Here is a 22,800-nt window from a genome sequence, read left to right on the forward strand (position 1 = left end):
TGACGACTTCGCAACCGAGTTCCAATGCGCGAGCCACCGCCGGGGACAAGCGCGGCGGCAACGGCATGGCGCTTTTCGTCATCGCCTCGTGCCAGCTGATGGTGGTCCTCGACATCACCATCGTGAACATCGCTCTCCCCCAGATCCAGAGTTCGCTGGACTTCTCCACCACCGGCCTCTCCTGGGTCGTCAACGCCTACACACTCACCTTCGGCGGCCTGCTGCTCCTCGGCGGCCGCTTCGGCGACATCCTCGGCCGCCGCCGGGTCTTCGTCTTCGGCGTACTGCTCTTCGTCCTGGCCTCGCTGCTCGGCGGTCTGGCCCAGAACTCCGGCCAGCTCCTCGCGGCACGCGCCCTCCAGGGCGTCGGCGGTGCCATAGCCTCACCGACCGCCCTCGCCCTGATCACCACCACCTTCACCGAAGGCCCGGCCCGCAACCGGGCCTTCGGCGTCTTCGCCGCGGTCTCCGCGGGCGGCGGCGCGATCGGCCTGCTGGCGGGCGGCATGCTCGTCGAATGGCTCGACTGGCGCTGGGTCTTCTACGTGAACGTGCCGATCGGACTGCTGATCGTCCTCGCCACACCCCGCTACATCAAGGAGTCCGAGCGCCATCCCGGCCACTTCGACCTGACCGGTGCGCTGACCTCGACCCTCGGCATGGTGGCTCTGGTCTACGGCTTCATCCGCGCCGCACAGGAAGGCTGGAGCGACGCGCTCACCCTCGCGTCGTTCGGCGCCGCGGTGCTGCTCCTCGCCGCCTTCATCCTCACCGAGCGGCGCTCGAAGCAGCCGATCACCCCGCTGCACATGTTCGCGGACCGCAACCGCGCGGGCACGTACGGCGTCATGCTGAGCCTGGCCGCCGCGATCTTCGGCATGTTCTTCTTCCTCACCCTCTTCGTGCAGAACGTGCTGGACTTCAGTCCGCTCCAAGCGGGTCTCGCCTTCCTGCCGGTCAGCGCGGTCATCGCGGTGGGCGCGGGCATAGCCTCCCAGTTGCTGCCCAGATACGGCCCGAAGCCCTTCATCGTGACCGGCGCGCTCCTCGCCGCGGTGGGCCTGTCCTGGCTGACCCTGACCGACGTCCACTCGACGTACCTGGGCAGCATTCTGGGACCGATGCTGGTCTTCAGCCTCGGCATGGGCATGCAGTTCGTCTCGCTTACGCTGATGGCGGTCTCCGGGGTCGCCACGCACGAGACCGGCGCCGCGTCGGGGCTGCTCAACGCCACGCAGCAGGTGGGCGGTTCGCTCGGGCTCTCCATCCTGGTCACCGTCTTCGGTACGGCCAGCCGCCACGAGGCCGAGGATCAGATTCCGGGCTTCATGGCGCGGGCCACCCCGGCGGAACGGCTGGTCTTCGAACGGAGCGGCCAACTCCCGCCGCCCTGGGGCGACGAGGTACTCACCTCCGGAATCTCGGCCGCGTTCATCGTGGCGGCCGTCTTCACGGTGATCGCGGCGGTGATCGCCCTCCTCGCCATCCAGGTACGCCCGTCCGACCTCGAACGTCTCCAGGGCGGAGGCATTCCGGGCCACTGAGCCGTGGAACCCGTACACCTGTCCGGCAACGTCACTTCCAGGCGGCCCTGAGCTCCTCCCGGTGCCCGGCAACCCAGGTGGCGAAGTCCTGCAGTTCGGGATTGAGGGCGCGCAGGGCCGCCAGATCCCTGGCCGCTGTGATGCGGCTCTCGCAGTCGGCGTAGAACTGGAACATGTTGCCTGATTCGTCGGCGCCGGGGAATCCGAGTGCGCGGAAGGCGTCCGGAGTCAGCGGGCGGTACGCCACCGGTTCGCCGACGGCCTCCGTGAGGATCTCGGCCATGTGGGCGATGGGCAGGTGCTCGCCGGCGATGCTGACAGTGGCACTGACCATGTCGCCGCCGTGCTTGAGGACGGCCAGCGCGATCTTGCCGATGTCGTCCACGGCAATACCGGCCAGCCTGCGGTCCCCCATCGGCAGGGACAGTTGGAGGACACCGTCCTCGCCACGCTGCGGGGCGAACGTGGTGAGAAGGTTCTCCCAGTAGAACGTGGTCTTCAAAATGGTGGTGGGTACGCCCGCATCGCTGAAGTAGCTGTCCGCCTCAGCCTTTGCGTCGAAGTGCGGGACTTTGTAGGTCCCCTGGAGCGTGGGCATACGGTCGTCGCTCAGCGGGATGCATTCGCGAGTGTCGTCCAGGCTGGACCAGATCGCGTGCTGCACTCCGACATGCCCGGCAGCGCGGGCCGCCGCGGCCGCCTGAGCCTTCTCCCTTTCTCCGGACAGGTGCTCCCAGAAGTTCGTCACCACGAAGGCGCCGTACGCACCCTCCAGCGCCGGCCCCAGGCTCGACTCGTCGTCGAGGTCGGCCCGCACCACCTCCGCCCCGAGCCGCTCCAGTTCCCTGGCCGCGTCCGAAGCGGGGTTACGGGTCAGGGCTCGTACGGCGAAATCACCGTCCCGCTCGGACAGAACTGCCCGCACCAGTGCGCCGCCCTGCGATCCGGTCGCACCGAACACCGCAATGATCTTCTTCTCGGCCATGACACCTCTTCCGCCGCGCTAAGTGATCCGTTGCGCACGTACTGCTGCCGACCTTGCCGACCCTACGGTGGGCCGTTCGACCGCACAGGCGGTGAGCAGCCACACGGGTGTCAGCGTCAACCGGCTCCGCCGCCTACAGGTGGGTCATGAGCGAGGAACCCGATCCTGCCCGCAGCTCGCAGCCAGTCGCGGGCCTCGATCAGGGCCGCCATCTTCGCGGCCTCGGTGAGACCCTCCCAGGGCGGTGCGGTGCCCCGGTGCCACACGGACTCATGGATGACCTCTTGGTGGGCTTTCGCGAGTGCGAGTACGCGCGGGTCCTCAAGTGCGACATCCTCCATTGCCCTGCTCCTCTCAGTGGGCGCGGATGCGGATGCGGATGCAGTGAGGCGAGGTGAGGCGAGGCGAGGGACCAGTTCATCAGGCACCGTCAGGCGCCTGATCGAGGGTGAACAGACCTCCCTCGGGATCGCACAGGGTGATCTGCCGCCGGTGGCCGCCCCATTCGGCTCCCGGCGCGATGCTCGCGCCGTGCTCAAGGGCCGCGGCCTTCGCTGCTTCCAGGTCGGGAACCTTGAAGTGGACCAGCCACCGCGGCCTCAGCTGCGGCCTTCTCGCCGCTGCCTCGACCGGTCCGCTGTTCAGCCGGGCCACAGGCTGCCCGCCCTGCCGCAGGACGACCTGATCGTCCTCGTACCAGACCTCACGGTCCCCGGCGCCCGCGTTCACCCAGTCCAGGACCTCCCCGTAGAACAAAGCCGCGTCGAACGCGTTCCTCGTGTGCAGCTCCACCCACGCCGGAGCCATGCCCTCGCCGACACGCCACCCGGAAAGGACCTCGCCTTGCCAGACACCGAAGGAGGCACCTTCCAGGTCCGCGACCAGAGCAGCCCGTCCGCGCGGCGGGAAGGCGACCGGTCCGACCCCGACCGTGCCCCCGCGCTCCCGGACGCGGGCGACAGCCACATCGGCATCGGCGACCGAGAAATACACCGTCCACGCCACAGGCAGGCCAAGCTCCCCGGCCATCGCTCCGATGCCGGCCACGGCGACGCCATCCACCTCGGCCACGGAAAACGCCCGCCCGAGACCCCCCGGGCGAAACGTCCACCCCATCACGGTGCCGTAGAAGCGCTCGGCGGTCTTCAGATCGCGTGCCGTCAGGCTCAGCCAGCACGGCCCGCCGGGGGTGTCCTCCGCCAGCACCACGGCCGTACTCCTCTCCTGTCCGCCCCACACGTCCCAGCATCGAGTACCCCTCTGAACGGGGCAAACGGGGGCGGAAAGGATGAGCGGCCAGAGGACGAAGGGAAGCCATTAGGGGAGAATGTCTACGTGTAGGGATGTAGGGAAACGGCTTTTCCAGCGCGTGAGCATTCTCCATGAAGCGGGTGGCTGCCATGGGACACGAGTCGGAAGAGCGCGTGTTCGCGCAGATAGAGCGTCGGCTCACCAGTGACGACCCTGAGCTGGCTGCCCGCATGAGCGACCTCAACGAGCAGTTCCCCGAGGGGCGTCCAAGTGAGCGGTCGCGGCGGAACTGGCGGAAGCGGACCGTACTGGCTGTGATCATCCTTGCCGTTGTGGGACTCCTCCTGACCGTGGCCCTCAGCACATCGCCTGCTGAAGCCCCGCCGCCGCCCAGTGGCCTCACCCATCCGGTGCTCACGCGAGCACCCACGTGAAAAGGTCGCCGCTCGCCACGGCCGGCCCCTACGGCTCGAGGGAGAGATCAATGAGGCACGACGAATTCCTGGCTCGCGTCCGTGAGCGCGGAGAGTACGCCAATCAGGAGGAGGCAGCGCAGGTCACGAAGGCGGTACTGGATGTTCTGGCCCATCGCATCACGCCCGGCGAAGTTAAGGATCTGGCGGCCCAGCTGCCCGCACCGCTCAAGGCGGCGCTTCAGGCCAACGGGGACCAGCGAGTCAAGTCCTACGGCGTCGAGGAGTTCTGCCGACGGGTGGCGGAGCGGACCGGGGCCCGTCCGCGCACCGCGCAGTGGGACGCCAGTGCCGTGCTGAGCACACTCGCCGAGGCCGTTTCGCCCGGCGAGCTGAACCAGATCATCAGCCAGCTTCCCTCCGGGTACGCCGTCCTGTTCGGGAAGCCCGACCTGAGCGACTAGACCGCTCTCACGGCCGCATGCACGAGGCAGCCGAGGCAGCCGCGGGCCCTGCGGCCTGACGTCCGCACGGCCTGCACCACGCGCATCCCAGGGCGTCGGAGCGACTTCGATCCAGGCTGAACGCAAGCCGCCGGCCCGGCCGTGAATGTGGTCGAAGGAGACGCCATGGCACGGATCGTGCTGGATGACAGCAATATCCTCATCCGCCTGCCTTGGTGGGAGCAACTGGCCGCGCGCCGCCGTGAGGTGCGGGTCCCGGTCTCCGCGCTGCGCGAGGTGCACATTGAGCCCGACTGGTGGAGGGCGCTACGCGGTGTGGCAGGCAAGGGCGCCTGGATTCCGGCGCGGCGATGCGTGGGTGTCCGGCACCTTCAGGACGGGAACGATTTCGTGTCGATCCGGGCGGACGGGCCGGTGCTGTGTGTTGAGCTGCGCCGCTGGGCGCCCTTCCGCAGGCTGGCCGTCTCCGACCCCCACCCCGAGGAAGCCATGCGCAAGCTGCAACCCTTCATTCCGCGCGACCGCCTGGGCTGAATGAACCCGAGGGCCCGCATCTCCTCGCATGTGGACGGCCAAGCAGACCGTCAGGGCGTCAGGGCGCCTTCATGACCGGCGGGACGTACTCCGCCGCGAGCGTGCGCTCCCACCAGGCGCCGGTACGCCGCAGCCCGTGGCGGTCGGTGAAGCGGTAGCGGTAGAGCCGGGCGCGCAGGAATGTGGGCGGGGAAGTGGGCGGGGAAGTGGGGAACGGGTTGCCGCGCAGCAGCTTGAGCACGACCGGGTCGTTGTCGAGCAGCTTGACCAGGAAGGCTCCGAACCAAGGCATCGCGTAGACGGGCGAGATCGCGGCGAACCACATTTGCCAGTCGAGTCGCAGGTGGTACGGAGCAACCTGCGGCGGCAGGCGGCGCACATCGCCCGGCTTACCTCTGAACCGGTACTCCTTCCATTCCGTCCCGTCGGTGATTTCCGGTTCGTCGGTGCCTTCGACGACCACCTCGTGGCGGATCCGGTCGATGCTGCCGAAGGCTCCGTACGTGTTGACCACGTGCAGGGAGTTGAACGAGAAGTTCATTAGCTGGTGCCGGGAGAGCATGTTGCGCACCGGCCAGTAACTGAGAACGGCCACCAGCACCGTGACGGCGAGCACCACGACTTCGTACCAGCCCGGTGTGGCAGCGAACGCCGGCGGCTCGGGCAGCGGGAGCACCTCGGCGGCCCAGGCCCCGTCGATCGCCGTCACCGCGAGCAGGATGACCAGCCAGTTGAGCCACGTGAAGTTGCCCGATGCCACGAGCCAGAGCTGCGTGACGACGATGAATCCCGCGGCCACGCTCGCGACCGGCTGCGGGGCGAACAGCAGCACAGGGGCGCCGAGCTGCGCCACGTGGTTGGCGGCGGTCTCCACCCGGTGCAGCGGTTTGGGCAGGTGGTGGAAGAACCAGCTCAGCGGGCCCGGCATCGGCTGTGTCTCATGGTGGTAGTACAGGCAGGTCAGGTCGCGCCAGCAGGGGTCACCGCGCAGTTTGATCAGCCCGGCGCCGAACTCCAGGCGGAACAGCAGCCAGCGCAGCAGGAACAGCACCAGGACCGGCGGCGCCGTGTCGTCGTTGCCGAGGAAGATCGCCAGGAAGCCGGCTTCCAGCAGCAGCGACTCCCACATGTACGCATACCAGGTCTGCCCGACGTTGACGATCGACAGATACAGCACCCAGAGGACCGCCCACATGAGCATCGACGCCCACAGCGGCACGCTGTCCGCCGCTCCCGCCGCGATGGCGGCGGAGAGCGCCACACCCGTCCATGCCACGCTCGCGAAGAAGCGGTCGGAGTAATGGAGGTGGAAGATGCTGGGGGACTGCCGGAAGGGTACGGACGCCACGAAGCGCGGCACCGGGAGCAGCCCGCGCTCACCGATGAGCCCCCGGAACTGATTGACCGTACTCAAGAAGGCGACCAGATACAGCAGGGCCAGTCCTCGCTGGAACACCAGCCTGCCCAGCCAGTAGTCGCCTTCCGTGAACCACTCCACAGCTCCTCCCGGGGCGGTGTCGTGCGCATTGCGGATCTCGCGTTGTTATGCGGGATGCCCCGAAGCCGCCGGCCACGCCCGGGCGGTGAGTTCGGCCCCTGCCGTGCTCCGGACCGGTTGCGAGCGGTTCTCGGTACGGGTCGCGTCCCGCAGGACGCGAGCGACCAGCTCGGGCGCTTCCGCCATGGGTACGTGGCCACAGCCGGGCATGGCCACGAGCCTCGCGCCAGGAATCATGGCCTCGGCACGCGCCGCCTGCCTGGGCGGCAGGAGGCGCTCGCCGTACCCCTGCCGCTCGTAGGCCACCGTCACGGGTGCGAGGTCCGCGGCGCGGGCTTCGACGAACGACGTGGGAAGCCCAGCGGGAAGCTCCGCTCCTTCCGCCTGCCCGGCAGTCCAGGCAGCGCCGAATGCACGGTGTGCCGCCGAGGCAAGCGCAGACGCTACAGAGATCATCCGACACCTCCACTTGCTACGGGGCGAGGCAATTCCCAGCGAGGTCGGTCACGTCACCGTGGCGTGCGTGTGGCGGCGAGCCACGTGAGGGCTCGGTTGATGTTGGAGTCGGAGACGATGCCGACGAGCGCTCGGCGGTCCGGGTCCAGGACGAGCACACGGCGTTCCCCGGACGACTCAAGGCGTGGCACCAGGTCGCTGACAGGCTCATCGGGAGACGCGGTCGCGACCTCACCAACGGGACACATGACATCACCCAGCGTGGTGGCGTTCCGTTCTTGCCGCGGCGTCCGGTCGATTCTCGCCGCTGTCACCAGCCCCACAAGTGTCCCGTCGGTCGTGACCACGGGGAACGCCGTATGGCGGTGGTGCCCGTACGGGGCTGCCGCGAGAAACTGCTCGATGGACATCTCGGCGGGTACGGTCACCGGGTCCGGCGTCATGATGTGGCGCACCGACACTCCCGCGAGTGTGCTGCGCAGTTGCGCCTGCTGGCCCTCCACCGTGGCTGCGGCGATCATGAAGCCACCGAGGAGTGCCATCCACAGCTCCGACAGGTTGCCGGTGGCCAGCATCGAGACGAAGCCGTAGATCACCAGTAGCCAGCCCAGCCCCCGCCCCGCGGCCGCGGCGACCACAGCGGCCCGCATCGGGTCTCCGGTGCGCTTCCAGAGGTAGGCGCGCAGCAACCTGCCTCCGTCGAGGGGCGCGGCGGGGATGCTGTTGAACAGAGCCAGCGTGATGTTGATGCCGGCCAGCCAGGCGACGGCCTCCACCATGAGCCCGGGCACCCCCAGCATCCCCAGTACAGCCGCCAGGAAGGCGAAAAGGATGCCGAGCAGGGCACTGGTCAGCGGGCCCACGCCGGCGATCCGTACCTCCACTCCGGGCGTGGGTGCTTCGCTCTTGAGCCGCGCGACACCACCGAGCATCCACAAGGTCATGTCCTCGACCTCGATGCCATGGCGCCGCGCCACGACCGCGTGGGCCACTTCGTGGGCGAGCACGGACGCCACGAAGACGACAGCGGTTGCCAGCCCCAGGCTCCAGTAGGCCACCGCCGGATAACCCGGATACGTGAGGCGAAGCCGCCCCTGGGCCAGAGTGACGGCCACGAGCAGGAAGACAACGATGATGCTCCAGTTGACCGCGACCCGTACCCCTGCGATCCGCCCCAGAGTGAACGTCTCCTTCACCGCACGCCTCCACTACCCTGCGGCGCGGTCTGCTCCTCGCGAGCGAACGAGGGCGGCCCGGATCCGCAGAATTCCGCCCAACCGGTCCGAACGACCGGTCCACGAACCAGCAAGCCGTCTTTGCTTCAATCGTAGAATCCCCCCGGCTCCGGACCCAGAGCCCGAGCCCCCACACGATCCGGTGCAGGAGCCCGAGCCGGGCGCGAAGCCGCTGGCCAGGCAGGGTGCGGCGGCATTCGCCGATCAGATGTCGCGGAAGATCTCGATCTGGGCGCCCACCGAGTTGAGGCGCTCCGCCAGGTCCTCGTAACCCCGGTTGATGACGTAGACGTTGCGGAGTACGGACGTGCCTTCGGCCGCCATCATCGCCAGCAGGACGACCACGGCCGGCCGCAGCGCCGGCGGGCACATCATCTCGGCGGCGCGCCACCGGGTCGGTCCCTCCACCAGGACGCGGTGCGGGTCCAGGAGCTGGAGGCGGCCGCCGAGCCGGTTGAGGTCCGTCAGGTAGATCGCGCGGTTGTCGTACACCCAGTCGTGGATCAGGGTCTGGCCCTGGGCCACCGCCGCGATAGCCGCGAAGAACGGCACGTTGTCGATGTTCAGGCCGGGGAAGGGCATCGGGTGGATCTTGTCGATCGGCGCCTCCAGCTTGGAGGGCCGTACGGTCAGGTCCACCAGCCGGGTACGCCCGTTGTCCGCCTCGTACTCGCCGGTGCGGTCGTGGTCGAGACCCATCTCCTCCAGCACCGCGAGCTCGATCTCCAGGAACTCGATCGGGACCCGGCGGATCGTCAGTTCGGAACCGGTCACGACGGCGGCCGCGAGCAGGCTCATCGCCTCGACCGGGTCCTCGGACGGCGAGTAGTCGACGTCCACGTCGATGTTCGGTACGCCGTGCACGGTCAGCGTGGTCGTGCCGACACCGTCGACCCGTACGCCCAGCGCCTCCAGGAAGAAGCACAGGTCCTGGACCATGTAGTTGGACGAGGCGTTACGGATCACGCTCACGCCGTCGTGGCGGGCCGCCGCGAGCAGCGCGTTCTCGGTCACCGTGTCGCCGCGTTCGGTCAGCACGATCGGGCGGCCGGGCCCAGCCGAAGGCTCCACCACCGCGTGGTAGATGCCCTCGGTCGCGGTGATGTCCAGACCGAAGCGACGCAGCGCGATCATGTGCGGCTCGATGGTGCGCGTACCGAGGTCACAGCCGCCCGCGTACGGGAGTTTGAAGTGGTCCATGCGGTGCAGCAGCGGGCCGAGGAACATGATGATGCTCCGCGTCCGGCGCGCCGCCTCCGCGTCCATCGAATCCATGTCGAGCTGTGCGGGCGGGACGATCTCCAGGTCCTTCCCGTCGTTGACCCAACGGGTGCGTACGCCGATCGAGTTGAGCACCTCCAGCAGGCGGTAGACCTCCTCGATGCGGGCGACGCGCCTGAGCATGGTGCGGCCCTTGTTGAGCAGTGAGGCGCAAAGCAGCGCCACGCAGGCGTTCTTGCTCGTCTTCACGTCGATCGAGCCGGAAAGGCGCCGCCCACCGACGACACGTAGATGCATTGGTCCCGCGTACCCCAGCGAGACGATTTCACTGTCGAGCGCCTCGCCGATGCGCGCGATCATCTCAAGGCTGATGTTCTGGTTCCCGCGCTCGATGCGGTTTACGGCACTCTGGCTGGTGCCCAGCGCTTCGGCGAGCTGTGTCTGCGTCCAGCCCCGGTGCTGACGGGCGTCACGGATGAGCTTGCCGATGCGTACGAGGTAGTCGTCTGCCATAGCGGCAGGTTATCTCAGATATGAGATGTTGCATTCCGGGGGGCGGGTGTGGTGGAAGTTGCGGTGGTGGCAGGCGGTTTGGGGAGCGGCTGGGAAGCGGGTGGGAAGCGCGTGTTCTTCTCCGCCGGTCCGGGGAGAGCTGGTGAACTGCTTGGTCACCGTAAGGTTCCCCAGTCACCGAAAAGTGCGTTCTTCCATGTCAGCGGCCACTCTCCTACGGTTCCTGAGTAACCACAAGAAACCAAGAGCGTCTTGGTTCGGTGGCAGCGAGCCCACGGGCTCGCACGACGAGGGGGCAAGCAGCATGGCTATCACCCTGGTAAACCCCAGCGGATTGCCGGAAATCGACGCGTACCGGCAGGTGTCGGTCGCGACCGGGTCGAAGCTAATCTTCATCGCCGGGCAGGTCGCCTGGGATGCCGACGGCGTCACGGTCGGCGAAGGTGACCTCGCCGCTCAGGTCGAGCAGTGCTACCTCAACATCGGCACCGCCCTGGCCGAGGTCGGTGGTTCCTTCGACGACGTGGCGAAGCTGACCGTGTACGTCGTCGACTGGACCTTCGACAAGATGCCCCTGTTCCTGGAGGGAGTCACTCGGGCGGCCGCGAAGCTGGGGATCACGCCGGTACCGCCGGGCACGCTGCTCGGCGTCGCGGCACTGGCCGTACCCGACCATCTGGTTGAGATCGAAGCCACCGCGGTCATCGACTGAGCCCGCGATCTGGCTCTGGCTTCGTTCATGACACCGCCGGACAGAACCTGGCGGTGAGGTGCTCGAAAACCAGTGGAACAGCGCCGCTGTGCGCAACTACCGTGCTGCCGAACCAAGTCGTCCAGTCAAGGACATGCCGTTGTACACCCTGTGAGACCTCCCGAGCGCTGAATCGTCGCGCGTCGCGCATGTGCGCCGCGCTCCTTTTTGCTGCGGACTTCTCACTGAAACCGGTGTACTTCTGTGCTCAAAAACTGGGTGGTCGTGCCCACCTGCCTGCCGCTCGTTCTCCGCCGTTGCCACGCGTGCGCGTCCGGGCACTTCCGGGCAAGCGGTAAATTCCGCGTCAACGCAAACCACAAGCTCATCGACGCCTGGCTCCTCGCGCTCTGTACCGCTTGCGGGGAAACCACAAAGCTCACGGTCCTGGAGCGGATGAATGTGCGTTCCGTACGACCTGAGCTGCTGGACCGGCTGCATGACAACGACCCTGGCCTGACAGCTGAACTGCTCCAGGATCCGGCCGTGCGGCGCCGCAATCGCATCGCCCTCGACTGGGACAACGCCTGGCGCCTCGACATCGGCGGAACGGATCACCTGGACCGCGAACTGATCCGCGAGGTGATCGACGTCTCGGTCCGCTTTGCGGCGCGGATCCCTGTCCGGCCGGTGCGACTGATCGCTGAAGGTTGCGGTCTTTCGCGGGCCGAGGTCGAGAGGCTGGTTACGGAGGGGAAACTCGTTTCGGCAGCCCGGCTGAGCGGCAAGCTCTCCGGCGACTTCACCTTCATGCTCAAGCGCTGAGCCCTCCTCGGGACCAGGGGCGAGCCTGTCCGGCAAGATTCGCCGGACAGGCCCAGCGCCAGCACTTCCGCCGCAACGCTCTCGAAGGGGCTCGGTGAATACCCGACAAAGGCGGTGCGCAGAATGTCGGGTGATCGGGACCGGTGTCGCCACACGATGGGGGCATGGACGACACGGCCTTGGTATCCCGCTTCCTCCGCGACGGCTTCGTGAAGTTGGAGGGCGCCGTCGCACCGGGCGTGGCCGCGGACTGCGCGCGGCTGCTGTGGCGAGAGACGGGCTGCGACCCGGACGATCCAGCGACGTGGACGCAGCCCGTGCACTGGGTGGCCGGTATGGCGCAGGGGCCGTTCGCCGCCGCACCCAACTCCCCGTCCCTGCAGCGCGCGTACGACCTGCTCGTCGGCGCGGGACGCTGGGAGCCGCGCTACTCGCTGGGCACGTTCCCGCTGCGCTTCCCGCACGAGGAGGAGCCGGACGACGCGGGCTGGCACATCGAGGGGAGCTATCTGCCGGAGGGCGAGAGCTGGTACTTCACCAATCTGCGCTCCCGGGGCCGGGCGCTGCTGATGCTGTTCCTGTTCAGCGAGGTCGGTGAGGAGGACGCCCCGACCCGGATCCGGGTCGGTTCACACCTCGACGTGCCTAAGGTGCTGGAGAAGTACGGGGAGGATGGGGCGAGCGGGCTGGCCCTTGCGCCCGATCTGGTGGCGGCGTCTGACCACCGGCCACTCGCCCTCGCCACCGGGTCCCCGGGCGACGTCTTCCTGTGCCATCCGTTCCTGGTGCACGCGGCGCAACCGCACCATGGGGTGCGGCCGCGCTTCATGGCGCAGCCACCGCTGATGCCGGCCGCGGCGTACGAACTGGAACGGGCCGACGGCGCGTACTCACCCGTGGAGATCGCGATCCGTCGGGGCCTGGGACAGGACACCCCCGGTCCGGACGGGGACGGCACCGACCGCAGCGCAGCGTAAACGTGCCTCACGGTCATCGCTGGCAAAGTGGCCGTGAGGGAAGAGGAAGGAGACCGGGCATGCTGGAGCGGCTGAACCAGGCCATGGAGCACATCGAGTGCCATCTTGACCAGGCCGTCGAGGTGGAGGAGCTGGCACGCATCGCGGCCACCTCGCAGTACCACCTGCGTCGGATGTTCTCCGCGCTCGCTGGCATACCGCTGTCGGAGTACATCCGGCGCCGTCGGCTCACCCTCGCGGGCGCCGAAGTACTCGCGGGGCGTGAGACGCTGCTGGACATCGCGGTGCGCTATGGCTACAGCTCCGGCGAGGCGTTCGCGCGGGCGTTCCGCGCCATGCACGGCATCGGACCGGGCGAGGCCCGGCGTACCGGCGCCGCACTCAACTCCCAGTCCCGGATGGCCTTCCGCCTCACCATCGAAGGGAGCAGCAGCATGCGATACCGCGTGGTGGACAAGCCGGACTTCACCGTCGTCGGGCTCAAGACCCGGGTACCGCTGGTGCACGCGGGGCCAAACCAGGCGATCACGGACTTTGTCCGCAGGCTCGACCCGCAGACCCTGGAGCGCCTGGAGGGACTGTCGGACCAGGAGCCGCACGGCATCGTCGCGGTCTGCGACGACCTGGACCCCAGCCGCGCCGAGGGCACCGAACTCGACTACCACCACGGCGTGATCACCTCCGTGGCCGCTCCTGAGGGCACGACCACGTTGGCTGTCCCGGCCGGCACCTGGGCGGTCTTCACCACCTCCGGGCCGGCGCCGCAGGCCATCCAGGAGCTGTGGCGGGACGTGTTCACCGAGTGGTTCCCGTCGAACCCGTACCGCACCCGCACGGGCCCTGAGATCCTGCGCACCCGCCTGTCGCCGGAGAAGACCGAGGCCGACGCCGAACTGTGGCTCCCCGTAGAGCCCGAGCACGGCTGAAAGAGGCAGCAGCCCCTGGAGGCAGGCGTGTATGAGCGCTTCGGTTGCCACCGAACCTTCGCTGCGACAGGTCAGCGGTCAGTGGCTGTCCTTTGACACGGAAGACTCATACGACGACGACCGGCCAGCCATCGACAGCACGGTGACAACCTCCGGAGAGCCGGACTCAGTTCCCTACGCCGAGGCTGGACATGAACGCGGACGGGTATCGGTCGCCGCGCGCCGCGCCCGGAGGCACCGCCTTCTCGATCTCGGCGAGGTCGTCCTCGGTGAGGTTCAGCTCCATCGCGGGCAGCGCCTCGGCCAGCCGCTCGCGGGTGCGGGCGCCGACCAGCGGCACGATGTCCTTGCCCTGTGCGGCCACCCAGGCGACGGCCAGCTGGGCGACGGTGCATCCCTTCGCCTCGGCGACCCGGTGCAGCGCCTCCACGAGGGCGAGGTTGTGTTCCACGTTGCCGCTCGAGAACCGAGGGCTGAAGGCGCGGGAGTCGCCGGGGCCGGCGGTGTGGTCGGCGGACCAGTGCCCGGAGATGAGGCCGCGGCTGAGGACGCCGTACGCGGTCAGGATCTCGGCCTCCACCGCGCGCAGGAGCGAGTACTCGATCTGCAGGTCGGCGACCGGGTGCACGGAGTGCGCCCGGCGGATCGTCGCCGCATCGACCTCGGAGAGGCCGAGGTGCCGCACGTACCCGGCGTCGATCATCTCCTTGACCGCGCCCACCGTCTCCTCGATCGGTACCGCCGGGTCCAGCCGGGCGGGACGGTAGATGTCGATGTGGTCGGTGCCCAGTCGGGTCAGCGAGTAGGCCAGGAAGTTCTTCACCGCCTCGGGACGGCTGTCATGCCCGCCGAACTCGGGCCCCGGCCCCCGCAGCATGCCGAACTTGACGCTCAGCCGGTAGCTGTCCCGATCCCGGCCGCGCAGCGCCTCGGCGAGCAGCAACTCGTTGTGGCCCATGGCGTAGAAGTCGGCAGTGTCTATCAGCGTGACGCCGGCCTCCAGCGCGGCGTGCACGGTGGCGGTACTCTCCTCGCGGTCGGCCGCGCCGTAGGCGCCCGACATGCCCATCGCACCCAGGCCCAGCGCGGAAACGGCCGGACCGGTGCTGCCCAGGGTTCGTGTCTGCATCGTGTTCTCCTTCGTCGTCGGTTCAGCACCCACCCTGGGCCTGCGCCGCGACGTACGGGAGCGGAGCGTTCATCATGGGAGCGCCGCTCCCTGGCTCGGCTCGCCCTCGCAAGGAACCATGGGGCCATGGAACGTGATCAGCTCGCCGACTTCCTGCGCCGCCGTCGCGAGGCGATCCGCCCGGCCGAGGTCGGCATCGCCGACGGCCCCCGCGCCGCATCACCGGCCTGCGCCGGGAAGAGGTGGCCATGCTCGCCGGCATGTCGGTGGATTACGTCGTACGCCTTGAGCAGGGTCGCAGCAGTCAGCCCTCGACCCAGCTGCTCGGTGTGCTGGCCCGGGCTTTGCGCCTGTCCGACGACGAGCGCGACCACCTGTTCCACCTGGCCGGCCACCGGCCCCCGCCCGCGGGTGGGGTGACCCGCCTGGCCCGCGCCGGCCTGATCCGCATGCTCGGCCTGCTCGGCGACACCCCGGCCCTGGTGCTGTCCGATCTGGGCGAGATCCTCGCCCAGAACCGGGCATCCGTCCTGCTGACGGGCGACCACACCGGCTTTTCCGGCGACCGGCGCTACGTCGTACACCGCTGGTTCACCGAGCCCCTTGCCCGCGCCGTCTGCCCGCCCGAGGAGCAGGAGTACCACGCGCGCCGGCTCGTGGCCGACCTGCGCGCGGTCGTCGGCCGCCGGTCCGGCGACCCCACGGTCGCCGGACTCGTCGACCGGTTGCAGGCCGCGAGCGCCGACTTCCGCCGGCTCTGGGCCGAGCAAGGTGGCGGTCCGGCGCGCCGACCGCAAGACCTTCCTGCACCCGAGGGTGGGTCGCCTGCTGATGGACTGCGAAACCCTGGTCACTCCCGACCAGGGGCAGCAACTGCTGGTGCTCACCCCGGCGGACGCCGAGACCCGCGAGCGGCTGGACCTGCTGCGGGTACTCGGCAGCCAGGAATTCCCCAAAGGGTGCACGCCGTCGGTGACCCACCAGACGCCGTCGGTGACCCACCAGAAGCCGTCGGTGACCCACCAGAACACGTAACCCGGGCGTCCAGTCCTCTCGAACCAGTCGTAACGCCTGTTGAGCGCCGCGCGGTGCGGACCGGCTGGCAAAGGACAGGCGGTCCGGGCATGACCGAATCGCGGGCATGTACTAGAGTTATCTCGACATCGAGATATCTGCCCAAGGCGTACCGCAGCCGCCGACCGGTAAGGGTGACCTAACTAAGTCTTACCTTAGCGGATGGCCAGGGGGTCGTGGCGGCAGGATGCGGTAGAAACGCGCACATTGAAGAAGGAGACTGTCGTGTCGGCGAACAGCTTCGACGCCCGCAGCACGCTGCGCGTGGGCGACGAGTCGTACGAGATCTTCAAGCTGGACAAGGTCGAGGGCTCCGCGCGCCTCCCTTACAGCCTGAAGGTGCTGCTGGAGAACCTGCTCCGCACCGAGGACGGCGCGAACATCACCGCCGACCACATCCGGGCGATCGGCGGCTGGGACTCGCAGGCCCAGCCCAGCCAGGAGATCCAGTTCACCCCCGCCCGCGTGATCATGCAGGACTTCACCGGCGTGCCCTGTGTCGTGGACCTCGCCACCATGCGTGAGGCCGTCAAGGAGCTCGGCGGCGACCCGGCGAAGATCAACCCGCTGGCCCCGGCCGAGCTGGTCATCGACCACTCCGTCATCGCCGACAAGTTCGGTACGGCCGGCGCCTTCCAGCAGAACGTCGAGCTGGAGTACGGCCGCAACAAGGAGCGCTACCAGTTCCTGCGCTGGGGCCAGACCGCCTTCGACGAGTTCAAGGTCGTCCCCCCGGGCACCGGCATCGTCCACCAGGTCAACATCGAGCACCTGGCCCGCACCGTCATGGTCCGTAACGGCCAGGCCTACCCCGACACCCTCGTCGGCACCGACTCGCACACCACCATGGTCAACGGCCTCGGTGTGCTCGGCTGGGGCGTCGGCGGCATCGAGGCCGAGGCCGCGATGCTCGGCCAGCCGGTCTCCATGCTCATCCCGCGCGTCGTCGGCTTCAAGCTGACCGGCGAGCTGCCGGCCGGCACCACCGCCACCGACCTGGTGCTGACCATCACCGAGATGCTCCGCAAGCACGGCGTCGTCGGCAAGTTCGTCGAGTTCTACGGTGAGGGTGTGGCGGCGACGAGCCTCGCCAACCGCGCCACCATCGGCAACATGTCGCCGGAGTTCGGCTCCACCGCCGCGATCTTCCCGATCGACGGCGAGACCCTGAAGTACCTGCGCCTGACCGGCCGCGACGAGCAGCAGGTCGCGCTCGTCGAGGCGTACGCCAAGGAGCAGGGCCTGTGGCTCGACCCGGCCGCCGAGCCCGACTTCTCCGAGAAGCTTGAGCTCGACCTGTCGACGGTCGTCCCCTCGATCGCCGGCCCGAAGCGTCCGCAGGACCGTATCGTCCTCGCCAACGCCGCGGAGCAGTTCAAGCGCGACGTACTCAACTACGTCGAGGCGGGCGTCACCGGCGGCGACGACCGCAAGCCGGGCGTGCCGCAGCAGGAGAAGCCGCACGGTGTCGCGTCCCCGGTCGACGAGGCGAGCTCCGAGTCGTTCCCGGCCAGCGACGCCCCGGCGTACGGTCACGACGACAACGGCGCCGGCGCTCCGCAGCACGACGACGCCACGGGCGACGCCGTCCCGTCCAACCCGGTCACCGTCACCGCCCCCGACGGTTCGACGTACGAGCTCGACCACGGCGCCGTGACCGTCGCCGCGATCACCTCCTGCACCAACACCTCGAACCCGTACGTCATGGTCGCCGCCGCGCTCGTGGCCAAGAAGGCGGTCGAGAAGGGCCTGACCCGCAAGCCGTGGGTCAAGACCACCCTCGCCCCCGGCTCCAAGGTCGTCACCGACTACTTCGACAAGGCGGGGCTCACCCCCTACCTCGACAAGGTCGGCTTCAACCTCGTCGGCTACGGCTGCACCACCTGCATCGGCAACTCGGGCCCGCTGCCCGAGGAGGTCTCCAAGGCCGTCAACGACAACGACCTGGCTGTTACGTCCGTCCTCTCGGGCAACCGTAACTTCGAGGGCCGCATCAACCCCGACGTCAAGATGAACTACCTGGCCTCCCCGCCGCTGGTCGTCGCGTACGCCATCGCGGGCTCCATGAAGGTGGACATCACCAAGGACGCGCTCGGCACCGACACCGAGGGCAACCCGGTCTACCTCGCGGACATCTGGCCCACCGAGGCCGAGGTCAACGACGTCGTCGCGAACTCCATCGGCGAGGACATGTTCAACAAGTCCTACGCCGACGTCTTCGCGGGTGACGCGCAGTGGCAGGCGCTGCCGATCCCGACCGGCAACACCTTCGAGTGGGACAACGAGTCGACGTACGTCAGGAAGCCCCCGTACTTCGAGGGCATGACGATGGAGACGACCCCGGTCGAGGACATCACCGGCGCGCGTGTCCTGGCCAAGCTGGGTGACTCGGTCACCACCGACCACATCTCCCCGGCCGGTGCGATCAAGGCCGACACCCCGGCCGGCAAGTACCTCACGGAGCACGGCGTCGAGCGTCGTGACTTCAACTCCTACGGCTCGCGCCGTGGCAACCACGAGGTCATGATCCGCGGTACGTTCGCCAACATCCGCCTGCGCAACCAGATCGCGCCGGGCACCGAAGGCGGCTTCACCCGCGACTTCACCCAGCCCGACGCGCCGGTGTCGTACATCTACGACGCCTCGCAGAACTACCAGGCCGCCGGCACCCCGCTGGTCATCCTGGCGGGCAAGGAGTACGGCTCGGGCTCGTCCCGCGACTGGGCGGCCAAGGGCACGGCGCTGCTCGGCGTCAAGGCTGTCATCGCCGAGTCGTACGAGCGCATCCACCGCTCGAACCTGATCGGCATGGGCGTCCTCCCGCTCCAGTACCCCGAGGGCGCCTCGGCGGACTCGCTGGGTCTGACCGGCGAGGAGACTTTCGAGATCACCGGCGTCACCGGTCTCAACGACGGCGGCATCCCGAACACCCTGAAGGTCAAGGCTGTCAGCCCCGCCGGCGAGACGGTCGAGTTCGACGCGAAGCTGCGCATCGACACGCCGGGCGAGGCGGACTACTACCGCAACGGCGGCATCCTCCAGTACGTGCTGCGGTCCCTGATCCGCAGCTAGTCGCCACCGCATGACGCAGAAGGGCCGCATCCCAGCGACGGGGTGCGGCCCTTCTGCGACTCCCGTGCGGCCGGTCCCCCCTGCACCTGAGTCACCCCAGGAGCTCCACCTCGGCGAGGGTCGCCGGTCCGTCCGGTACCAGCCGGTACTTCGCGTACCTGTGTGGGCGGGCGACGGTGAAGACGCGGGTCTGGCGGTCCCAGGCGAAGGACTCTCCCGTACGCCTGTCGAGGTCCCTCCACTTCTCACCGTCCCGCGAGCCCTGGAGCACCCAGCTCCGAGGGGCCTTGGCGCGGTCCGAGGAGGTGAGGGTGTACTGGAAGGCGCGGGTGTCCGGCTTCACCGGCAGGTCGACGCTCTCGAACTGCCCGTTCGTGTCCGAGGAGTTGTCGAAGAGCGGCCCGGTGGCGCTGATCGCGTCCGCCTGCGGCGCGGGCACCTTGTCGTCCTTCGTGAGGGAGACCGGGGCGGCCTTCTCGCCCGTACCCCATGAGGAGGGCTTCGGACCCATGTCGAACTCCAGAGTGCCGCCCCGTGCCAGCAGGTCGTGCGGCAGCGCCGTCGACTTCCAGGGCTTGCCGTTGACCTTCAGGCCCTGGACGTAGACGTTCTTCGCGCTGTTCTTCGGGGCCTTGACCACCAGGTCGCGGCTGTTCTCCAGGTGGACGGTGGTCTTCGTGAAGAGGGGCGAGCCGATCGCGTACTCGCCGCTGCCCATGACCAGCGGGTAGAAGCCGAGCGAGGAGAAGAGGTACCAGGCGGACTGCTCGCCGTTGTCCTCGTCGCCGTGGTAGCCCTGGCCGATCTCGCTGCCGGTGTAGAGACGGGAGAGGACCTCGCGGACCTTCTCCTGGGTCTTCCAGGGCTTGCCCGCCGCGTTGTACATATACGTCGCGTGGTGGGCCACCTGGTTGCTGTGGCCGTACATGCCCATCCGTACGTCGCGCGCCTCCGTCATCTCGTGGATGACGCCGCCGTACGAACCGGCGAACTCGGGGGCCGCCGTCTCCGGGGTGGAGAAGTAGCGGTCGAGCTTGTCGCCGAGGCCGGAGCGGCCGCCGTAGAGGTTGGCGAGGCCGCGGGAGTCCTGGGGCGCGGTGAAGGCGTAGCCCCAGCCGTTGGTCTCGGTGTAGTCGTAACCCCAGATGCGGGGGTCGTACCGGTCGGACGGGACCCGCCAGTCGCCCTTGAGGTCGCGGCCCTGGAAGAAGCCGGCCTTGTCGTCGAAGAGCTTGACGTAGTTGCGGGCGCGGTTGAGGAAGTACGCCGACTCCTCCTTGTAGCGCGCCTTTTTCATCTTCTTGTGGAGCGCCTCGCCCATCTTCGCGAGGCCGTAGTCGTTGAGGTAGCCCTCCAGGGACCAGGAGAGGCCCTCGTGGGTCTCGGTGGAGGCGTACCCGAGGAAGGGGGACGTCTTCATGCCCTTGCGGCCCACGCCGGAGAAGGGCGGCACGACGGTGGCATTTTTGAGCGCCGCCTCGTACGCCGCCTCGGCGTCGAAGCCGACGCCCTTGACGTACGCGTCGGCGAACGCCACGTCGGACGAGGTCCCGGTCATCAGGTCGGCGTAACCCGGCGACGACCAGCGGGAAATCCAGCCGCCGTCCTTGTACTGCTGGACGAAGCCGTCGACGAGCTTGCCCGCCTTCTTGGGAGTGAGGAAGGAGTACGCCGGCCAGGTCGTCCGGTAGGTGTCCCAGAAACCGTTGTTGACGTACACCTCGCCGTCGACGATCTTCGCGCCGGTGTGGGTCGGGGTGTCGGGGCCCGGCTGCTTCGAGAAGGGGCTCGCGTACTGCTGCCGGGGGCGGGCCTTGGTGCCCGTGTTCTCGAAACCGGAGTTCGGATACAGGTACAGCCGGTAGAGGCTGGAGTAGAGGGTCGTCAACTGGTCGCGGCTCGCGCCCTCGACCTCGACGCGGCCGAGGAGGTCGTCCCAGGCGTCCTGCGCGCGGTCCTTGACGCGCTCGAAGGACGTGCCTGCCGGGATCTCGTCGGCGAGGTTCTTCTTCGCCTGGTCCACACTGATGAGTGAAGTCGCCAGCCGCAGGGTCACCCGGCCGTCGGCGCCCGGTTTGAAGCGTAGGTAGCCGGTGACGTCATCGCCTCCACCGCCGCTGAGCTTGCCGCTCCCGGTGACGGGCGCGTCGAAGACGCCGTACACGAAGAGCCTGGTGGCGCCGGTGGACAGGCCGCTCTTGACGTCCGAGAAGCCGGTGAAGGAGCGGGTGGCGGGGTCGAGGGTGAGGCCGCCGTCGTTCGACACGTTGTCGAAGATGACGCTCGCGTCGTCACCGGGATAGGTGAACCGCATCATCGCCGCGTGATCGGTCGGGGTCATCTCGGCCTTCACACCGTTCTCGAAAGTGACCCCGTACTCGTGCGCCTTTGCCGTCTCCTTCTCGTGGCGGAAGGGCAGGGCGCGCGCCTTGCGGGCGGCGTCCGGGGTGCCCGCCACCGCGGACGGCATCAGCTGGAACGTCTGCCGGTCACCCATCCACGGGCTCGGCTCGTGGCTCGCGCTGAACGCCTGGATGGTGGGGAGGTTGTCGCTGTTGTTGCCGCGGGCGTAGTCGTACAGCCAACTGGTGGAGGCCGCGTTGGTCACCGGCGTCCAGAAGTTGAAACCGTGCGGGACGGCGGTGGCGGGGATGTTGTTGCCGCGCGAGAAGGCGCCGCTGGAGTGCGTGCCGCGGGTGGTCGAGACGTAGTCGGAGAGGTGCGCCAGGCGCTTCTCTGGGGCCTTGGGGGAGATGGTGATGTCATCGACCCAGCCGCTGAACTTCGCCGGACCCTTGGGGGAGTCGTACGCCACCAGGACCCGGTCGACGGTCTTGCCGGCCGCTACGGCGCCGATCCGCGACGCCTTGTGGTTCCACTGGTTGACGTACAGCGTCTTGGACGCGCCCTGGCCCTGCGGGGACAGGACCGCGCCGTGCTGGTCGAGGGCGCGCAGATCACTCAGATAGGTGCCGTCAGTGAAGGCCAGGTCGACCGACACGTTCGTGGCGGGGTAGTTGAGGTCGGTCTCGGGGAGGGACGGGAAGACCCGGTACGACAGCTCGGTGTCCCGCGTGACGCGGGTGTCGACGTCGAAGACCTTGTTGTACGAGTACGCCCGGCCCTCGGGCTTGTGCGTGCCGGCGTACCGCAGCGCACGCTTTCCCGTGAAGCCCGCGCCCGCCTTGGCGGTGGGGGAGCCGGAGGGGCCACGGTCGACCTGGCTGCGCATGTCGTCCGGGGCGGGCGTGGAGGTGTCACCGTTCGAGAACTGAACGTCCGCCAGCTGGGTGATGCCCGACGCGCCGTTGTTACGGGTGATGTCGAGCCGGTAATGCGCGTACGCCACTGAGTTCTCGAAGCCGTAGCTCTTCGTCTCGAACCGCTTCGCGAAGGTCTGCCCCTCGCGGGAGTCGAGGACCTTCCACTCCTTGCCGTCGGCGGAACCCTTGAGCGTCCAGTCCTTCGGGTCGCGCTCCGCGTGGTCGTTGGCCGAAGTGAGGGCGTACGTCACCACCTTGGCCGGTTCGTCCAGATCGAACTCGATCCAGCCCGACGGCTCGAAGGCGAGCCACTTGGTGGCCGGCTGGACATCGACGAGGTTCTCCTTCACCTCGCCGCCGCCGGTGTTCTCGCCGCTGGCGCGCAGCTCGACGACCCGGTCGGTCACATTGCCCGGAATTCCGGAGCTGTATCCGCCGTCGACCCCCGAGGTGCGCTTCTCGCCGCCGGGTGCGACTTCCACCGTATTGCGCCAGTCCGGCTGGGGTTCGTCCGCCTCGAACGAGGAGCTGAAGGACGAGGTGGCGGTCTGCTCCGGCGGCGCCGGGCGCTGGGGCTGGGCGGTGGCCGCCGAAGGGGCTGTGACGACGAGCAGGAGGGCGGTCGCCGCGACGGCGGCCGCACTGTGGCCTTGTCCGTACCGAGATCTGTACTGCATGCCGGGCGTTTCCTCCCCTTGGACAACGTTGTCATGAGCAGTGCAACGGGAT

At 68.4% G+C, this 22,800-nt stretch carries 18 protein-coding genes and 2 pseudogenes; 10 read left to right on the plus strand and 10 right to left on the minus strand.

What is annotated here, in order from left to right:
* Window positions 1-65 precede the first annotated feature (65 nt).
* Complete coding sequence (locus tag G412_RS0120165) at window positions 66-1,544, plus strand: MFS transporter (RefSeq protein ID WP_028813655.1); 1,479 nt, start codon at window positions 66-68, stop codon at window positions 1,542-1,544.
* A 31-nt stretch (window positions 1,545-1,575) separates the two neighbouring features.
* On the opposite strand, the gene G412_RS0120170 is transcribed toward G412_RS0120165, so the two are convergent.
* From G412_RS0120170 to G412_RS0120180, 3 genes are all read right to left on the minus strand, one after another.
* Complete coding sequence (locus G412_RS0120170; protein WP_028813656.1) at window positions 1,576-2,529, minus strand: NmrA/HSCARG family protein; 954 nt, start codon at window positions 2,527-2,529, stop codon at window positions 1,576-1,578.
* A gap of 116 nt (window positions 2,530-2,645) precedes the next feature.
* The gene (locus G412_RS0120175) at window positions 2,646-2,870 is read right to left on the minus strand and encodes a hypothetical protein (protein WP_028813657.1); all 225 of its coding nucleotides are present in this window, start codon (window positions 2,868-2,870) and stop codon (window positions 2,646-2,648) included.
* Between the two features lie 79 nt (window positions 2,871-2,949).
* On the minus strand, window positions 2,950-3,738 hold the full coding sequence (locus G412_RS0120180) for a VOC family protein (RefSeq protein ID WP_028813658.1): 789 nt from the start codon (window positions 3,736-3,738) through the stop codon (window positions 2,950-2,952).
* 191 nt (window positions 3,739-3,929) lie between these two features.
* Here G412_RS0120180 and G412_RS35305 point away from each other — a divergent pair, with 191 nt between their 5' ends.
* The 3 genes from G412_RS35305 (at window position 3,930) to G412_RS0120195 (ending at window position 5,191) form a co-directional block, all read left to right on the plus strand.
* A complete protein-coding gene (locus tag G412_RS35305) occupies window positions 3,930-4,214 on the plus strand; it encodes a DUF3040 domain-containing protein (RefSeq protein WP_157839141.1) in 285 nt (94 codons plus the stop codon).
* A 50-nt stretch (window positions 4,215-4,264) separates the two neighbouring features.
* Window positions 4,265-4,657: a DUF2267 domain-containing protein gene (locus G412_RS0120190; protein ID WP_028813659.1), complete on the plus strand. Its 393-nt coding sequence runs from the start codon at window positions 4,265-4,267 to the stop codon at window positions 4,655-4,657.
* A gap of 165 nt (window positions 4,658-4,822) precedes the next feature.
* Window positions 4,823-5,191: a hypothetical protein gene (locus tag G412_RS0120195; protein WP_028813660.1), complete on the plus strand. Its 369-nt coding sequence runs from the start codon at window positions 4,823-4,825 to the stop codon at window positions 5,189-5,191.
* Between the two features lie 58 nt (window positions 5,192-5,249).
* Here G412_RS0120195 and G412_RS0120200 read toward each other — a convergent pair whose 3' ends face one another.
* From G412_RS0120200 to G412_RS0120215, 4 genes are all read right to left on the minus strand, one after another.
* Complete coding sequence (locus tag G412_RS0120200; protein WP_028813661.1) at window positions 5,250-6,689, minus strand: lipase maturation factor family protein; 1,440 nt, start codon at window positions 6,687-6,689, stop codon at window positions 5,250-5,252.
* Between the two features lie 45 nt (window positions 6,690-6,734).
* Window positions 6,735-7,145, minus strand: a complete 411-nt coding sequence (locus tag G412_RS0120205; RefSeq protein ID WP_028813662.1) for an alpha/beta fold hydrolase — start codon at window positions 7,143-7,145, stop codon at window positions 6,735-6,737.
* A 53-nt stretch (window positions 7,146-7,198) separates the two neighbouring features.
* Entirely contained in the window at window positions 7,199-8,341 is a 1,143-nt protein-coding gene (locus G412_RS0120210; protein WP_028813663.1) for a site-2 protease family protein, read from the minus strand.
* Window positions 8,342-8,584: 243 nt separating this feature from the next.
* The gene (locus G412_RS0120215; RefSeq protein WP_028813664.1) at window positions 8,585-10,114 is read right to left on the minus strand and encodes a helix-turn-helix domain-containing protein; all 1,530 of its coding nucleotides are present in this window, start codon (window positions 10,112-10,114) and stop codon (window positions 8,585-8,587) included.
* A gap of 304 nt (window positions 10,115-10,418) precedes the next feature.
* On the opposite strand from G412_RS0120215, the gene G412_RS0120220 reads away from it, so the two are divergent.
* From G412_RS0120220 to G412_RS0120235, 4 genes are all read left to right on the plus strand, one after another.
* On the plus strand, window positions 10,419-10,826 hold the full coding sequence (locus G412_RS0120220) for a RidA family protein (RefSeq protein WP_028813665.1): 408 nt from the start codon (window positions 10,419-10,421) through the stop codon (window positions 10,824-10,826).
* A gap of 243 nt (window positions 10,827-11,069) precedes the next feature.
* Window positions 11,070-11,630: a DUF1062 domain-containing protein gene (locus tag G412_RS0120225; RefSeq protein WP_028813666.1), complete on the plus strand. Its 561-nt coding sequence runs from the start codon at window positions 11,070-11,072 to the stop codon at window positions 11,628-11,630.
* Between the two features lie 164 nt (window positions 11,631-11,794).
* The gene (locus tag G412_RS0120230; protein ID WP_028813667.1) at window positions 11,795-12,607 is read left to right on the plus strand and encodes a phytanoyl-CoA dioxygenase family protein; all 813 of its coding nucleotides are present in this window, start codon (window positions 11,795-11,797) and stop codon (window positions 12,605-12,607) included.
* A gap of 59 nt (window positions 12,608-12,666) precedes the next feature.
* Entirely contained in the window at window positions 12,667-13,533 is an 867-nt protein-coding gene (locus G412_RS0120235) for an AraC family transcriptional regulator (protein WP_028813668.1), read from the plus strand.
* A 166-nt stretch (window positions 13,534-13,699) separates the two neighbouring features.
* On the opposite strand, the gene G412_RS0120240 is transcribed toward G412_RS0120235, so the two are convergent.
* Complete coding sequence (locus G412_RS0120240) at window positions 13,700-14,662, minus strand: aldo/keto reductase (protein ID WP_028813669.1); 963 nt, start codon at window positions 14,660-14,662, stop codon at window positions 13,700-13,702.
* 126 nt (window positions 14,663-14,788) lie between these two features.
* Between G412_RS0120240 and G412_RS35310 the strand changes: the two are divergent.
* A pseudogene (locus tag G412_RS35310) lies at window positions 14,789-15,697 on the plus strand (helix-turn-helix transcriptional regulator).
* On the opposite strand, the pseudogene G412_RS38335 reads toward G412_RS35310, so the two are convergent.
* Window positions 15,673-15,759, minus strand: a pseudogene (locus G412_RS38335) (DUF3291 domain-containing protein); the annotation flags it as partial. The pseudogenes G412_RS35310 and G412_RS38335 overlap by 25 nt on opposite strands.
* A 202-nt stretch (window positions 15,760-15,961) precedes the next feature.
* Here G412_RS38335 and G412_RS0120255 point away from each other — a divergent pair.
* Window positions 15,962-18,808, plus strand: coding sequence for an aconitate hydratase (locus G412_RS0120255; protein WP_028813672.1), 2,847 nt, complete (start codon window positions 15,962-15,964; stop codon window positions 18,806-18,808).
* 91 nt (window positions 18,809-18,899) lie between these two features.
* Here G412_RS0120255 and G412_RS0120260 read toward each other — a convergent pair whose 3' ends face one another.
* Complete coding sequence (locus G412_RS0120260; protein ID WP_028813673.1) at window positions 18,900-22,748, minus strand: GH92 family glycosyl hydrolase; 3,849 nt, start codon at window positions 22,746-22,748, stop codon at window positions 18,900-18,902.
* Window positions 22,749-22,800 lie beyond the last annotated feature (52 nt).

Origin of the sequence: Streptomyces flavidovirens DSM 40150 (genome assembly GCF_000429085.1) — a bacterium.
Classification (GTDB): domain Bacteria; phylum Actinomycetota; class Actinomycetes; order Streptomycetales; family Streptomycetaceae; genus Streptomyces; species Streptomyces flavidovirens.